This is a genomic window from Streptomyces sp. NPDC020299 (assembly GCF_044387825.1).
Lineage (GTDB): Bacteria > Actinomycetota > Actinomycetes > Streptomycetales > Streptomycetaceae > Streptomyces.
This window is the reverse complement of record NZ_JBIRWL010000018.1, coordinates 130812-145149: the sequence shown is the minus strand read 5'-3', so window position 1 is coordinate 145149 and position 14338 is coordinate 130812. Positions and strand designations below refer to the sequence as shown.

General features: G+C 71.3%; 11 protein-coding genes. 10 read left to right on the top strand and 1 reads right to left on the bottom strand.

The annotated features are described in order from the left end of the window. Positions 1-61: 61 nt before the first annotated feature. The gene (locus ACH45E_RS35900) at positions 62-1996 is read right to left on the bottom strand and encodes an acyl-CoA dehydrogenase (protein ID WP_361457254.1); all 1935 of its coding nucleotides are present in this window, start codon (positions 1994-1996) and stop codon (positions 62-64) included. Between the two features lie 410 nt (positions 1997-2406). Between ACH45E_RS35900 and ACH45E_RS35895 the strand changes: the two genes are divergently transcribed. The 10 genes from ACH45E_RS35895 to ACH45E_RS35850 all read left to right on the top strand — a co-directional run bounded on the left by ACH45E_RS35895 (position 2407) and on the right by ACH45E_RS35850 (position 14242). Continuing rightward, positions 2407-3087, top strand: a complete 681-nt coding sequence (locus tag ACH45E_RS35895; RefSeq protein ID WP_361457251.1) for a ScbR family autoregulator-binding transcription factor — start codon at positions 2407-2409, stop codon at positions 3085-3087. Positions 3088-3201: 114 nt separating this feature from the next. After that, positions 3202-4434: a cytochrome P450 gene (locus ACH45E_RS35890; protein ID WP_361457248.1), complete on the top strand. Its 1233-nt coding sequence runs from the start codon at positions 3202-3204 to the stop codon at positions 4432-4434. A 411-nt stretch (positions 4435-4845) separates the two neighbouring features. Further along, a complete protein-coding gene (locus tag ACH45E_RS35885) occupies positions 4846-5481 on the top strand; it encodes a ScbR family autoregulator-binding transcription factor (protein ID WP_361457246.1) in 636 nt (211 codons plus the stop codon). Positions 5482-5736: 255 nt separating this feature from the next. Next, positions 5737-6573: an AfsR/SARP family transcriptional regulator gene (locus tag ACH45E_RS35880; protein WP_361457243.1), complete on the top strand. Its 837-nt coding sequence runs from the start codon at positions 5737-5739 to the stop codon at positions 6571-6573. Between the two features lie 92 nt (positions 6574-6665). Then, positions 6666-7625, top strand: coding sequence for an SRPBCC family protein (locus tag ACH45E_RS35875; RefSeq protein WP_361457240.1), 960 nt, complete (start codon positions 6666-6668; stop codon positions 7623-7625). A 95-nt stretch (positions 7626-7720) separates the two neighbouring features. Next, a complete protein-coding gene (locus ACH45E_RS35870; RefSeq protein ID WP_361457238.1) occupies positions 7721-9133 on the top strand; it encodes a hypothetical protein in 1413 nt (470 codons plus the stop codon). Between the two features lie 26 nt (positions 9134-9159). Further along, the gene (locus tag ACH45E_RS35865; protein WP_361457235.1) at positions 9160-10032 is read left to right on the top strand and encodes a 4'-phosphopantetheinyl transferase superfamily protein; all 873 of its coding nucleotides are present in this window, start codon (positions 9160-9162) and stop codon (positions 10030-10032) included. 223 nt (positions 10033-10255) lie between these two features. After that, positions 10256-12286 (top strand): condensation domain-containing protein, encoded by a 2031-nt coding sequence (locus ACH45E_RS35860; protein WP_361457232.1) that lies wholly within the window; start codon positions 10256-10258, stop codon positions 12284-12286. A 127-nt stretch (positions 12287-12413) separates the two neighbouring features. Beyond that, positions 12414-12614, top strand: coding sequence for an acyl-CoA carboxylase subunit epsilon (locus ACH45E_RS35855; protein WP_361457229.1), 201 nt, complete (start codon positions 12414-12416; stop codon positions 12612-12614). A gap of 35 nt (positions 12615-12649) precedes the next feature. Next, positions 12650-14242, top strand: a complete 1593-nt coding sequence (locus ACH45E_RS35850; protein ID WP_399042250.1) for an acyl-CoA carboxylase subunit beta — start codon at positions 12650-12652, stop codon at positions 14240-14242. Positions 14243-14338 lie beyond the last annotated feature (96 nt).

The window sequence follows — 14338 nt, the reverse complement described above, 5'->3', positions numbered from 1 at the left end:
CCGTGGGGTGCGGATCCGTCCGGCCCCGTGGGACGCGGTGCGGGTGCCGTCGGCGCGTGCTTTATTCCGGGGCGCCGGCGTAGTCCGCGAGCGGGACACAGCCGCTGTTGGCGATGGGCACCGCGTCCAGGTACTCGGCGGGCAAGTCGAAGGCGTCGACCAGCGTCATCATGTGCGGGGCGAGGTCGTTGGCCAGGCTGTCGAGGAGAGAGGGCAGTTCGCGGACCTGCTCGACGCTCATGTGCCCGTCGGCCAGCAGGTCACCGGTGTGCTTGCCGACCTGGTGCAGCAGGAACAGCACGCAGAGCCGTTCGAGGAGGTCATGGGCCTCTGGGTCGGCGGCATGGGCCACCGCATCGAGGAAGGCTTCGGCCGCTCTGAGGGTGGCATGCACCGAGACCATCTCGAGCGCTGCCGAGGAGGCGGTGTTCCAGCGGGCGATCGGGTCCTTGGACGGCCCCCGGCGCAGGGCCACGCGCGCGCGTGCCTGCCAGACGGCCTCGGCACGGGCCAGGAGATCCCGCAGGAACCGCGGATCGGCCATGTCGTCGGCCCCGGCTCGGGCCGCGGAGGGCGCCTCGCCCGAGGCCTCGTGGTGGAAGAGCAGCTCCGCGGCCGCCTTCGCCCAGATCACGAGGTTGTCGCCCTCGGCGGTCACGGTGCCCTCGACGTACTCCGGGAAGCCGGCCAGGGCGTTGACGGCGAACAGGCCCTGCGCTCCGCACCGTTCGCGGCACTCGATCGTGATGCCGCGGGCTTGCCAGGTGATCCAGCCCTTGGCCACGGCCACGAGGCGCTCGACGTCGCCGCGTTCCTCGGCGGTGTGCTGCCCCCAGCGGGAGACCACCGATCGGTGCAGGAAGGTCATGGCGTACGCGGTGGAGAGCGCTTCGAGCAGCCTGCCGTGGTGGGTGCGATGGGTGTTGACGGGGATGAGCTCGCCGGCCCGGGGCCCGCTGACGCGGCGGTGCTGCCCGTAGCGGACGGCGATGGCCAGAGCGGCCCGGGAGGCGCCGACGGCCGCGCCGCTCATGCACAGCTTGCCCACGGTGACCCGTCCGATCGAGCGCAGGAACCGCTTGCGGCGGTTGCCCAGGTTGCTGGTCAGTGTGCCGTCGTGGCCGAGTCGGCCGTGGTCGGCTTCCAGCAGGGCCTCGCGCGGCAGCGGTACGTGGTCGAAGGCGGTGAGGCAGTGGTCGACGGGTGCGCCGGGACGGTAGGGCAGCCGCCGTACGCGGATGCCCGGCAGCAGTCCCTTCTCGTCGCTGAGCGGGGTGAGGAAGAGAAAGACACCCTGGTCCTGGCTGTCGACGATGAGCCGGGCGGCGACCACGGCACTCTTGGGGCCACCTGTGGTACTGGTGTTCGGCATGAACTTCTGGGCGCCGGCATGCGGCGTGTGGAGGATGAACCCGCCGGTCTTCGTGTCGAGTTCGGCGGTGGTCTCCAGGGCGGAGCTGTCATTGCCGTGCTCGAGCTCCGTGCACAGGAACGTGCCCGTCCGCCGCATGGTCGTGAAGTCGGACAGGTCCCGGGGGCTGTCGGCCTCGTGGTCCAGCAGGCTGCCGAGGAACAGGTTGTAGTGGATGCTCGCCACCGTGCACAGGCCCCCGCCGCCGTCCACGATCGCCGTCCACTCGTGCAGGCCTGCCAGCAGGTCGGCGTCCCGCGCCAGACTCTCGGCCTCCCCGACGGTCTCGTTGACCAGACGCAGCCAGTCGTACGACTGGGCGGCTCGCTCGGCGGGAGAGAGATTCGGATGGTGCCGAAACGTTTCGTTGGCGATCAGCCGTCGCCATGGACCATGGACGCGGTCGCGGTCACCCGCGTGGTCGAAGAGCAGCCGGGCGAGTTCCTCGGCCGGCGCGGCGCCCGGCCCGCCGAAGGCCAGATCCTCGATGGCGCGAAGATCATTCTGGAGGGCAGGAGCCGGGATGGTGTCGGTGCGGCCCGGGACTGTAGTGCGCTTCTCGGGCCTGGATATCAGAAGGGCCATGAACCCTCTCCCCCGTGGTTGCAGATCCGGAAGTGTGGACGTGCAGTGAGCCAGAAGATACGGACCTACCGGTTTTCTTATCAAGCCAAGAGTTGGCAAAGCGCGACTCACCAGCGGCTCCCTCTCAGGTGGTTTTCTCGTGGATCAAGAGCGGAATGTCGGCTTCCTGTGCGAGGGGAGGGGTATATCCGCTCGGCATGTCCCATCGAGGGCGCAACAAATACCGCCCGTAAGGTTTTGTTCAGCCGCTGATACCTGAAGGCACGGTCCCCAAAGGGGGACAATTGCTGTTTAAGGGGAAGATCGCTGGAGTACTGCTTGATCGCCCGTCGGATGGGTGGCAGGATACAAACCTGTCGGTTTATTTGCTGGGGAAGCCAAGTCCTGAGGGCTAGCGCGGAGGTGTCGCCGTGGCGTTGCAGGAACGCGCGATCAGAACGCGCAAGTCCATCCTCGTCGCCGCCGCCGCGGTGTTCGCCGAGGTGGGGTACGAGGCGGCGACGATCTCGGAGATCCTCCAGCGGGCGAATGTCACCAAGGGGGCGCTGTACTTCCATTTCGCCTCCAAGGAGGAGCTGGCCCAGGCCGTCCTGACGGACCAGCTCGCCTCCGTCCCTGTGGTGCCACCGCGCGAACTGGTGCTCCAGCAGGGCCTGGACGAGGCGTTCCTCCTCGCGCATCTGCTGTCCGTCGGTGATCCCCTGGTGCGGGGCAGCATTCGCCTGACCGTGGACCAGGGGGCCCCGCACGACGGGCTGGACAGGCGGGTGCCGATGAGCGGGTGGATCGAGCACAACAACGACATCCTCGACCGGGCCAAGCAGAACGGAGAGCTGCTGCCGCACGTCGATGTCGCAGCCGCCGCTCGGATGTTCGTCGGTGCCTTCACCGGGGTCCAGATCCTCTCCAAGATCATGACCGGTCATGCCGATCTGCCCGAGCGGGTCTCCGACATGCAGCGGCACCTGATGGCGAGCATCGCCGTCCCCGCGGTCCTCCTTCAGCTCGACATCCAGTCCGACCGAGGGGCCCGGGTGTACGAGGAGGCCGTGCGAGCGCAACAGGCGGAAGAGGTCAAGGCAGCCGGCTGACCGGCGAACACATCGTCGGGGGCGTCTCGGGCGTCCCCGGAGGGGAGGGCGGGGGACCCCTCCCCTGGGCACAGTGCAACGACATTGCGCAACATCGACCCAGGGAGTACGACGATGAAGACGACCGCCTGCCCCTACGCCCTGGATGTGACGGGGCGTGACCTTGCCGGAGAGGCCGCGATGCTGCGGTCCCAGGGACCAGCCGTTCAGGTGCAGCTGCCGGGCGGTGTCATCGCCTGGGCCGTCGTGCGGCAGCGCTACGTCGAGCAGCTGCTGACCGACTGGCGGGTGTCGAAGGACGCCCGCCGGCACTGGCCGGCGTTCATCGACGGGAAGATAACCGAGAAGTGGCCACTGTATCCCTGGGTGGCCAACGAGAACATGCTCTTCGCCTACGGGGAGAGCCACGCACGGCTGCGCCGGCTCGTCGCGGGCGCCTTCACGGCGCGGCGGTCCGAGGCGCTGCGGCCCCGGGTCGCGGAGATCACGGCCGAACTCGTCGCCGGCCTGGCCGACATCCCGCCCGGCACGCCCGTCGACCTGCGCTCCTCCTTCGCCGAGTTGCTGCCGATGCGGGTCATCTGCGAACTGTTCGGGGTGCCCCAGGGGCCCGCGACGAACGCCTTGTGCACCGCGCTGCACAAGGTCTTCAAGACCACCATCACCGCCGAGGAGATGACGGCGGCCAGGACGGAGGCGTTCACGCTCCTGGCCCATCTGGTACACGCCAAGCGGGCCGAGCCCGGCGACGACCTGACCTCCTCGTTGATCGAGGCCCGGGACGAGGGCGACCGGCTCAGCGAGGAGGAGCTGCTCGGCACCCTCTTCCTGATGATCGCCGGCGGGCAGGACACCACGGCCGCCCTGATCACCAACGCGGTGGGTGCGCTGCTGTGCCATCCTGAACAGCTGGAACACGTCCGGGCCGGCCGGGCGACCTGGGAGGACGTGGCCGCCGAGACCATGCGGGTGCACACGCCCGGGGCGTACTCACCCATGCGGTTCGCCGTGGAGGACATCGATCTCGACGGCGTTCTGATCCGCAAGGGCGAGCCCATCCTCGTCTCCTTCGCGGCCGGTGGCCTGGACCCCGAGCGCTACGGGCCGGAGGCCGCGCGCTTCGACGTCCTGCGCACGGACCGCGACACCCTCGGCTTCGGCCACGGCTCGCACCGCTGCATGGGGGCCCCGCTCGCCGGAGTGGAATCGGCGCTCGCCCTCGCCGAACTCTTCGACGGGTTTCCGGAGATGGAGCTCGCCTGTGAGCCGAAGGAGCTCGAGCCCATGCCGAGCTTCCTGATGAACACCTACCAGTCGCTTCCCGTGCTGCTGAGGCCCTTGGGCTGACACACGGCATACGAACGATCCGCGACTCCGCCGCCCCGACGGGCGGCGGAGTCGTCGCTTGTCCAGCCCGCCCCGAGCCATGTCCGAGGCGTTCTCCAGTGGGGCGCACCACGGTGATCGGGAATCTGCGCCGCGGTTGTGGGTAATAAACCGGCTAGATGGTTCAGTACCTGCCCTCTGCCCATTGGCAGGTCGACCACTGTCCGATCATGCGAACGCTAAGGTGTTCAGCCGGGCGGGAGCCGTCCAGTGGGGTGCCCTGTCGCACCCTCGGAGATTTTGTATTCTGCCCAGACACAATAAAAGTACCAAGCGCGCGGTTTGTTAAGCTCGAAGCGAGGGACACCCATGCTCCGGGTGGGAACGTAAGAAGCGATTCCGGTTTCCGCGCGGTCCCAGGAGGAGGGTGTGATGGTCAAGCAGGTGCGGGCGGCGCGTACGCGCCAGTCCCTGATCCGCGCGGCGGCCGAGGTGTTCGCTGACGACGGGTACGCTCTGGCCTCCCTGCCCGCCATCAGCAAACGGGCCGGCGTGAGCGCGGGGGCCCTGCATTTTCACTTCGCCAGTAAGGACGACCTGGCCAGGGAGGTGGAGGGGGCTGCCGCGGACGCCGTCGAGAAACTGGCCGAGCGTCACCGCATCACGTCCGCCACCTTGTTGCAGTCGCTCGTCCATACCACCTCCGGGCTGCTGACGGCCGCGGCCGACGATCCGGTGGTCAGGGCAGGGTTCAAGCTGAGCGGCGACCCCTCCCGCAAGAACAGGGCGGGAATGCTCCACTGGTGGCGGGCGTGGGTGTATGACCTGGTCGTCGAGGCGCGGGGCGCGGGGGAACTCGCCGAGGACGTCTCGCCCGAGGTGGCGACGACGGTGATCGTCGCGGCCACGGTCGGCCTCGAAGCGCTCGGCGGGGACGACCATGACTGGCTGTCCCTCGAGCGGATGTCGGGGTTCTGGACGTTCGTCCTGCCGCGGCTGGCGGCGTCGCCGTCCGACATCCTGGTGTCGGCGTCGAATGGCACGGACACCCACGGGTGGAGTGAGTAAACAGCACGCATGGTCTGGTAATCGGCAAGTCAAAAGCCGTGCGTCTGGATGTTGTCGTCCCATCAAATGTTGGCGCTTCGCTGGTATTTGCGCGAAAAAGTACCGTTATTCACCCCTCTCGTGGAATGGATCTCGGGAGCGGATCGAGGGCAAGTAGGGTGCCCGGTTTGGTATTGACATACCGCGCGTGCTGTTTTTTACTCGAAGGTGCTAGGAAACGGCTGCAGAACGGCACCAGCGATCGGGGGAGACGGCGTGGACATCGACGTACTCGGCACACTCGCCGTACGGGAGAAGGGCGTGTCGATCACGCCGACCGCACCTAAACCGCGTCAGGTGCTCGCACTGCTCGCCCTGTACGCCGACCAGGTCGTACCGGTGAACATGCTCACCGAGGAGTTGTGGGGCGCCGAGCCTCCCCGCAGTGCGCGTCCCACGCTCCAGACCTACATCCTGCAACTGCGCGAGCTGATCACCGTCGCGCTGGAGGACGGCACCGACGGCGGTGCCGGCGAGCGCCGTTCGGCCAAGGACGTGCTGCTGACCGTCCCCGGCGGCTATCTGCTCAAGAGCAGCGAAGGCACCAGCGACGTACGGGAGTTCGAGCGACTGGCCGGCACCGGGTACCGGGCCATGGACGCCGAGGACTACCCCCAGGCCGCCCGGCTGCTGCGCGAGGCGCTCTCCCTGTGGAGCGGCCCCGCCCTCGCCGACGTGTTCGCCGGACCCCACCTCGAGACGCAGGTCAAACGGCTGGAGGAGAGCCGGCTGTGTGCGCTGGACCAGCGCATCGAGGCCGACCTCAAGCTCGGCCGGCACCGCGAGCTGCTCGCCGAACTGACCGTACTGGTCAGCCGGTACCCCACCCACGAGAGCCTGTGCGGCCAGTACATGCTGGCCCTCTACCGCTCCGGGCGTCGCGGCGAGGCCCTCGACGCCTACCAGAGGCTGCGCGCCACCCTGGTGCGCACGCTGGGCCTGGAGCCGTCGGCCGCCCTGGGCAAACTCCAGCGCTCCGTCCTCATGTCCGGCCCGGACGCCGCCCCCACCGCCCGGCTCACCCCGGCCGCCCCGCCCGCGCCCGTGGGGTGAACGGCCCACTCCCACCCCCTCCACCAGCGATCGAGTGCCGCTCCAGGTCAGCGGTGCAGCGTTGATCACACCTGGAGGAGGGGGGGACACGCATGTCGTCGCAGCGGGTGCACTCCACCGAGTTCACGGTCTCCGTGGCCGCTCCGGCCGGAGTGGTCTACGGACTGCTCGCCGACGCCCCCCGCTGGCCGGTCTTCCTGCCCACCCACGTGCACGTCGAACGGATGGACGTCGGACCGGCGGACTTCGACGGCGCCGAGGAGCACCTGCGGGTGTGGGACGTACGCGCCGATCACGTGCGCTCCTCCGTCGCACGGCGGGTGCTGCGGCCACGGTCCCGCTCCATCGAGTTCGAGCAGTCGGACGCCTTCCTGCCCGACGCGCCCACCTCCGGTGCCTGGACCGTGGAGCCCGAGGGCGAGGACAGGTCCCTGGTCACCCTCCGGCACGACCGCCCCGCCGCACCCGGCCAGACGCCGGCGCAGCTGGAGGCGGACGTACGGGCGCAACTGGCCGGGGTACGGGAGACGGCCGAGCACTGGGAGAAGCTGGACGAACTGCTGCTGTCGTTCGAGGACAGCGTGCACGTCGAGGGCCCCTCCGAACTCGTCTACGACTTCCTCTACCGCATCGAGGACTGGGTCGAGCTGATCCCGCACGTGGAATGGGTCGGCGTGACCGAGGACCAGCCCGGGGTGCAGGTCACCGCGCTGGACAGCTGTGCCACGGAGACGGGCGAGACGGTCACCACCGAGGCCGTACGGCTGTGCTTCCCGCACGCCGGACGGATCGTCTACAAGGAGACCGTCACCTCCGAACTCATCGCGGCGCACAGCGGGGAGTGGTCCCTGGTGCCGGACGAGGCCGGGGTGCGGGTGGTCTCCGCCCATCACGTGATGCTCCGGGAGGAGGCCCTGCCCGCCGTCCTCGGCGAGGGAGCCCTCCTCGTGGACGCCCGCCGGTACGTGCGCGAATGGCTGGGGCGGGCCAGTACCGAAGCGCTGGCGCTGGCCAAGTGGCACGCCGAGAGTGCCGTACGCCGACTGCGATGAGGGTGCGGCGGACGACACCCGCGGCAACCGCCCCGCCCGCGCCCGGCGCGGGCGGTGGTGCGATCGCCGCGGGGACAACGACGAGGAGGTCGGCGATGGCCCTCACCCGGCCGGGCCCGCGTGGCGAGAGGTCCCTGACGGCGGCGGCACCGTGTGGTTCCGGGCGGCCCCCGTCGACGCACGCGGACGCCGAGGTGCCACCGCCGGTCGGCGTGGCGCTGCGCGCGATGCGCATGGAGGCGCTGCTGGGCGACCCCCGCGACCCCGCCAATCCCTACGGGCAGCCCGCACTGTGGCTGGCGGGGAGCGGCGCCCTGCCCGCGGCTCCCGCCGAGGTCCGCACCGGGCTGGGCCGGGAGGCGCGCGGTGGGGCGGCGGCAGGCGAAGCGCCCGCCCCCGATCAGCTCGCCCGTGTCCTGCGGCCGCTCTTCCGGCGCGATCTGGCCCTCGGTCACGCCTGGGGCGTCGAGCCGCTGGGCAGCCTCCCGCAGGGGCACCGGCTCGCCGCCCTGCTGGGCCCGGCGGCTCTGATCGCGGCGACCGGGGGCGTGCTGCGCACCGTGACCCGCATCGTGGACGGGCTCGCCAGGCACCAGTCCGCAGCGGGGCAGTGGCGCCCCGTGCTGGCCGCGGCCTTCGCAGACCTGCTGGCCTGCGAGAGCCTGACCACGGTGGCCCTGAGGTCGCTCGCGGTGCGGGCGGAACGGGACGGCGTTCCGAGTGCGTCCGATGGTGCCGAAGGACCCGGCTCCGGCGGGGTGGACGGGCTCGTCGCCGCTGTCGGGTACGTCGTACCGCAGTTGGCCGGCGAGCTGCTGGACGATCTCGAACTGGTGCTGAACGAGTGCGGGTTCCGGGCCGGCAGTCCTGAGCGGCGGACGCTGGCCAAGCTGGCCGGCGACCGGGCCGGGGCACAGGTCGACTGGGCCGGGGCCGCCTTCTGGCAGGCGCGGATCGTGTGCGGGCTCGGCGAGTGGACCGATCCCTCGGGGCACGGCGAACACCCGGCGCTGCGGGGACTGTTCCGGTTGGGGGACGTCGGCCCCGTCGTGGCCGCTCCCGGGGCGGACGACTGTCACGGGGCTGTCGCGGCCACGCTCACCGGTGCCGCCGCGCGGCTCGCCGGAGCCGGTGACCCGGTCACCGGCGCGCTCGCCCGGGTGGCCCGGCGGCTGGTGACCGAGCAGCGGGCACTGCGCGTCGCCTGTGGCCCGGCCGCCTCGTACGACCCCGCCGATCCGGCGGCCCGGGCGCTGGCCGACCGGCATGCGCTGCTGCTGCTGGCCGCGGCCGTGCTCGGAGTACGGGAGGCGGCGGCCGCGGAGAACGGGAGGTTCCTGGGCGATCCGGACTGGGCGCTGCTCGCGCTGGGCAGGATCACCGAGCGGCTCGGGGCTCCGCTGCCCGGACCCACGGTCGATCCGCACCCCGGTGTCTGGGCCGAGATCGCCGGGCGGAGCGGGCACGGCGTCGACTGCGACGTCTACGCCACCAAACTGCTGTGGTGACCGGGACGAGGCACATGGGAGGCCGCATGTCCGACGCAGCGCACCTGCCGCCGCCCAGCCATGTCGCCGGTCCGGAGGGGCCGTGGGACGAGGTGCAGGAGCGGATCGAGGAGACGGGCCGGGCGGTGGTGCACACCACCTGGGGCCAGTGGCTGACCTCGGCGTTGCTCGATCCGGATCTGCGTGGACTGCTCGGCCGTGACTGGCCGCGCTACCGTCAGCACCCGGTGGCTACCGGGCGGTTGACCTTCGCCGTGTCCCGGGTGGTCGTCAAGCACACCGTCGCCGCGGCCCTACAGGTCCCGCCGACCGCCCTCGACCTGGCCTACCTGCCGGGCGGGCGGCCCGTGCTGCGCGGGCTCGGCGCGGAGTGGCAGCTGAGCCTCACCCACACCGACGAGCTGATCGCGGTCGGCGTGAGCCGCACCGGTCCGGTCGGCGTGGACGCCGAACCCGTGGGCCGCCGGGTCTCCTTCGAGCTGCTGCGCGACCATGTGTGCACCCCCGACGAGGCGGAACTGCTGGCCGCGCTGCCGGACACCGAGCGCACCGACCGGTTTCTGCGGCTGTGGACGCTGAAGGAGGCCTACACCAAGGCCCTCGGGCAGGGGATGCGGCGCCGGTTCGTCGCGTTCGGCTTCCGCTGGGACGAAGCGGGGGGTGCCGCGCTGGCCGAGGACACCGCAGGCGAGTGGTCGTTCGCCACCCATCTGGTACAGGAGCGCTTCCTGGTCAGCGAGGCGCATCGGCGGGCCGCCCGGCCGGCAGCCGGTGCCGATCGGGAGCGGGCCGTGCCCGAGGTGCCCGAGCCGCCCGCGCGGCCGGTGCCCGTGCCGGAGTCCTCGCCCACCGCTCGCGTCATCGGCTTCCCGGGGCCTCGCGGCTCCGGCGGACGATGAGGCGGGCCGGGGGCCGGGGACGCGTAAGACGTCACCGTGTTCCCGGGCGCCCGGCGGACGGGCCGCCGTACGGGTGTGGCGACGGCCACCGGGTGGGCGCGCAGAGCCTTGTGACGCGCCTGGGAACTGTGCTTGGCCAAGCCGTGCAGAAACGATTCGTAGAGGAGGGATGGGGGCCGGCCTGCCCTGTCGCGGCAGGGGAGACCGGCGCCCGGGAGAGCGGATGAGCAGTCACTCGCACGCGGGCGCCGTCCTCGCCATGGTCCATGAGCCGTCCGGTACGCGGTCCTGGTCGCCGCTCGTCTTCGAGCTGTGCGGGCCGCTCGGTGTCGCCGAGGCGGTGGCCGCCCGGATCGCCGAGCGTCACCGCGGCTACCACGTCGTGCTGGAGGAGGGCCTCCCGGACCGGCCCGTCCTGCGGCTGACCGCGGCCGGTCCGGCGGGGGACGACGGCCCGCTGACCGCGGACCTGGTCGCGGACCTCCTGACCTCGCCCGCGGTCACCACGGTCCCGGTGTCGGGGCACCAGCGGGAGGTGCTGCTCGCCTCCGTGACCGGCCGGGGCGGGCCCGGCCGCCATGTCGAGCAGCTGTTCTGGGACTGGTCCGGGCCGCTGGACCTGACCAGGTTCATCGCCGCCTGGCAGTCCGTCGCCGACCGGGAGGCCGTACTGCGGGCGTCCTTCGACTGGGCGGGCGCCGTGCGGCTGGTCCTGCACGAGCGGGCCGTCGTGGAGGTCGTCCGCCATGTGCACTCCGCCGTCGGCTGGAGCGAGCTGCTGCGGCAGGACCGGGCCCGCGGCTTCGAGCTGTTCCGGCCCGGTCTGCTCCGGGTGACGCTGCTCGACGGGCCGCCCGACACCACCGGAAAGGGCCGCTCGCCGACGCGGGTGCTGGTGACCTACCACCGGGCCCTGCTCGACGAGCGGGGCGCCCGGCTGCTGGTCCGCGAGTTCTACCGGTCATACCTCTGCGGCGGTGTGCTGCCCGGTGGCGAACGGCGGCCGGACATCCGGGACCACGCCCAGTGGCTGGAGCGTCAGGACCCGGCCGCCGCCCGGGAGTTCTGGGCGGCCGCAGCGCCGCCACCGGACACCGCCGTCAGTCCCGGCCGGCCCGGCGGGCCGAACCGGCACACCGACGGGGCCGGACGGATCCAGCGCCGCCTCCGGCCGCCGCAGACCTCGCGGCTGCGCTCCTGGGCGGCGGTCCGGGGTGCGGGGGAGAGCAGTGCCCTGCACGTGGTGTGGGCCCTGCTGCTGTACCGGGCGGCGGGTGCCGAGGGGCCGGTGCCGGTCGCCTTCGGCGTGCACCTGTCCGGCCGGGACATCTCACTGCGGGTCGCGGCCGGCATCCCGGGCCTGCTGGGCAACCCGCTGCCCATGACGGTCACCGTGGACCCCGCCGCGCCCCTGCTGGAGCTGCTGCTCCAGGTACGTGACGCCGCCCTCGACCTGACCCCCTACGCGTGGGTCTCCGTGGACCGCATCCAGGAGTGGAGCGGGCGCGGCGGCGGGACCGGCCTCACCGAGACCACCGTACGCTTCGACAACCACCCCGAGCTGCCGGACAACCTGCGGGCCGAACTCGCCGCCCAGGGCATACGAGTGGGCGTCCCGCAGAGCGCGAGCGGCGACACCAGCCTGCCGGTCACCCTGGTCGCGCACTACGACGCCGACGGCGGCCTGGTGCTGACCGCCCTGTACGACAGGTCCCGGATAGCGGACGGCGACGCCTCCGGGACGCTGTCGCAGTGCATGCAACTGCTGCGCAGCCTGCCCGACCAGCAGGACGACGCGGTCACCGTCGGCGACGTGCTGGGCCTGCTGGGGTCCTCCGAGGTGCCCCGGATGACCCGGAGCGGCCGCGGGCCCGGCCAGTTGGCGCTGTCGGTGCTGCGCGGCGGGGAGCCGCAGGCGGACGTCGTCTGCCTGGTCGCGGTCCCGGGCGTCACTCCCGGCGCCTACGAACTGCTGGCGCGCGAGCACGAGGGGCCGGAGCGGATCGTCTCGCTCGGCGTGGAGGGCATGGCAGGGCTCTCGGTCTCCGCGCTGTACGAACTGCTCGGCCCCGGGCGCCGGTTGGTCGTCTGCGGCTGTGGTCCCGCGGGCCGCACGGCCTACGAGCTCGCCTGGGCCGCGGCGGAACGCACCGGTGAGGCTCCGGTGGTGGTGATGACCGGGGTGGGCGGTGCCGTGGAGAGCGCGCGGGCGCTGTCCCAGGCGCTGCGGGCGGTGCGAGCGCGCAGCGGGTGACCCTGTGACGCCCGGCCGGCGGTCATCCGGGTCCTCGGGGCCGGACCGGTCCACCCTGCTTCGAGTCGGCCGAGAGTTGGTCTTGAGCGGCATGCCCGACGGTGGCCCAAACGCTGGAGGAGGCGGCATGGGCGACACGGACCGTGCGGAACCGGCCCTGCGGATCGTGCGCGGGCGGGCGAGCGACGACGAACTGGCCGCGCTCACCGTCGTACTGCTCGCGCTGAGCGGTCGGGCGGAGGCAGAGGACCAGGAGAAACGGCCGGTCAACGGCTCCCGGTGGTGGCGGCGGCCGGAGAGCTACCGGGGATCGCGCAGTTGGCAGTGACGTGATGCTCCGCCCTCAGAAAGGGATCTGACGAGATGTCGATGACGATTGCCCCCGCTTCGGCCGAGGCCGGGCCGGCCGACATCCGCGACCGTGTCGCGGAGTTGCACGCGACCCGTGCGCAGGCGGTGGCGGGTCCGAGTGAGAAGGCGACCGAGGCGCAGCACGCCAAGGGCAAGCTGACCGCGCGGGAGCGGATCGAGCTGCTGCTGGACCCGGGTTCCTTCCACGAGGTCGAGCAGCTGCGCCGGCACCGGGCGACCGGTTTCGGGCTGGAGGCGAAGAAGCCCTACACCGACGGTGTCATCACCGGGTGGGGCACGGTCGAGGGGCGTACGGTCTTCGTGTACGCCCATGACTTCAGGATCTTCGGCGGTGCGCTGGGCGAGGCCCATGCCACGAAGATCCACAAGATCATGGACATGGCCATCGCGGCCGGGGCCCCGCTGGTCTCGCTCAACGACGGTGCGGGCGCCCGTATCCAGGAGGGCGTCTCGGCGCTCGCCGGGTACGGCGGCATCTTCCAGCGCAACACCAAGGCGTCCGGCGTCATCCCGCAGATCAGCGTGATGCTCGGCCCGTGCGCCGGTGGGGCCGCCTACAGCCCCGCCCTGACGGACTTCGTGTTCATGGTCCGCGAGACCTCGCAGATGTTCATCACCGGCCCGGACGTCGTCAAGGCCGTCACCGGCGAGGAGATCAGCCAGAACGGGCTCGGCGGCGCCGACGTCCACGCCGAGACCTCCGGCGTCTGCCACTTCGCGTACGACGACGAGGAGACCTGCATCGCCGAGGTGCGCTACCTCCTGTCGCTGCTCCCGCAGAACAACCGCGAGAACCCCACACACCTCCCCACCGCCGACCCCGCCGACCGGCGCGGTGAGGCGCTGCTCGACCTGGTGCCGCTCGACGGCAACCGGCCTTACGACATGACCCGGGTCATCGAGGAGATCGTCGACGACGGCGAGTACCTCGAGGTCCACGAGCGCTGGGCCCGCAACATCATCTGCGCGCTCGCCCGGCTCGACGGGCACGTGGTGGGCATCGTCGCCAACCAGCCGCAGGTGCTCGCGGGCGTCCTGGACATCGAGGCCAGCGAGAAGGCCGCGCGCTTTGTCCAGATGTGCGATGCCTTCAACATCCCGATCGTCACCTTCCTGGACGTCCCGGGGTTCCTGCCCGGTGTCGACCAGGAGCACGGCGGGATCATCCGGCACGGCGCGAAGCTGCTCTACGCCTACTGCAACGCGACCGTGCCGAGGATCTCGCTGATCCTGCGCAAGGCGTACGGCGGCGCCTACATCGTCATGGACAGCCAGTCCATCGGGGCCGACCTCACCTACGCCTGGCCGACCAACGAGATCGCCGTGATGGGCGCGGAGGGCGCGGCCAACGTCATCTTCCGCCGTCAGATCGCCCAGGCCGACGACCCCGAGGCCATGCGGCAGAAGATGGTCCAGGAGTACAAGGCCGAGCTGATGCACCCGTACTACGCGGCCGAGCGCGGCCTCGTCGACGACGTCATCGACCCCGCCGACACCCGGCAGGTGCTCATCCGGTCCCTGGCGATGCTGCACCTCAAGCACGCCGACCTGCCCTCGCGCAAGCACGGCAATCCTCCGCAGTGAGCCATCGAATACAAGACCGAAAGGTTTGTTTGTTTGGTTGAGGTGGCCTGCACGGTCCGTTCTGACTGGCCGAGAAGTGGGTCGAACTGGGAGCGT

Coding starts and splice junctions, on each gene's coding strand:
- ACH45E_RS35875 (WP_361457240.1), top strand. CDS start 6,666: ATGTCGTCGCAGCGGGTGCACTCCACCGAGTTCACGGTCTCCGTGGCC.
- ACH45E_RS35860 (WP_361457232.1), top strand. CDS start 10,256: ATGAGCAGTCACTCGCACGCGGGCGCCGTCCTCGCCATGGTCCATGAG.
- ACH45E_RS35885 (WP_361457246.1), top strand. CDS start 4,846: ATGGTCAAGCAGGTGCGGGCGGCGCGTACGCGCCAGTCCCTGATCCGC.
- ACH45E_RS35890 (WP_361457248.1), top strand. CDS start 3,202: ATGAAGACGACCGCCTGCCCCTACGCCCTGGATGTGACGGGGCGTGAC.
- ACH45E_RS35850 (WP_399042250.1), top strand. CDS start 12,650: ATGTCGATGACGATTGCCCCCGCTTCGGCCGAGGCCGGGCCGGCCGAC.
- ACH45E_RS35855 (WP_361457229.1), top strand. CDS start 12,414: ATGGGCGACACGGACCGTGCGGAACCGGCCCTGCGGATCGTGCGCGGG.
- ACH45E_RS35865 (WP_361457235.1), top strand. CDS start 9,160: ATGTCCGACGCAGCGCACCTGCCGCCGCCCAGCCATGTCGCCGGTCCG.
- ACH45E_RS35870 (WP_361457238.1), top strand. CDS start 7,721: ATGGCCCTCACCCGGCCGGGCCCGCGTGGCGAGAGGTCCCTGACGGCG.
- ACH45E_RS35900 (WP_361457254.1), bottom strand. CDS start 1,996: ATGGCCCTTCTGATATCCAGGCCCGAGAAGCGCACTACAGTCCCGGGC.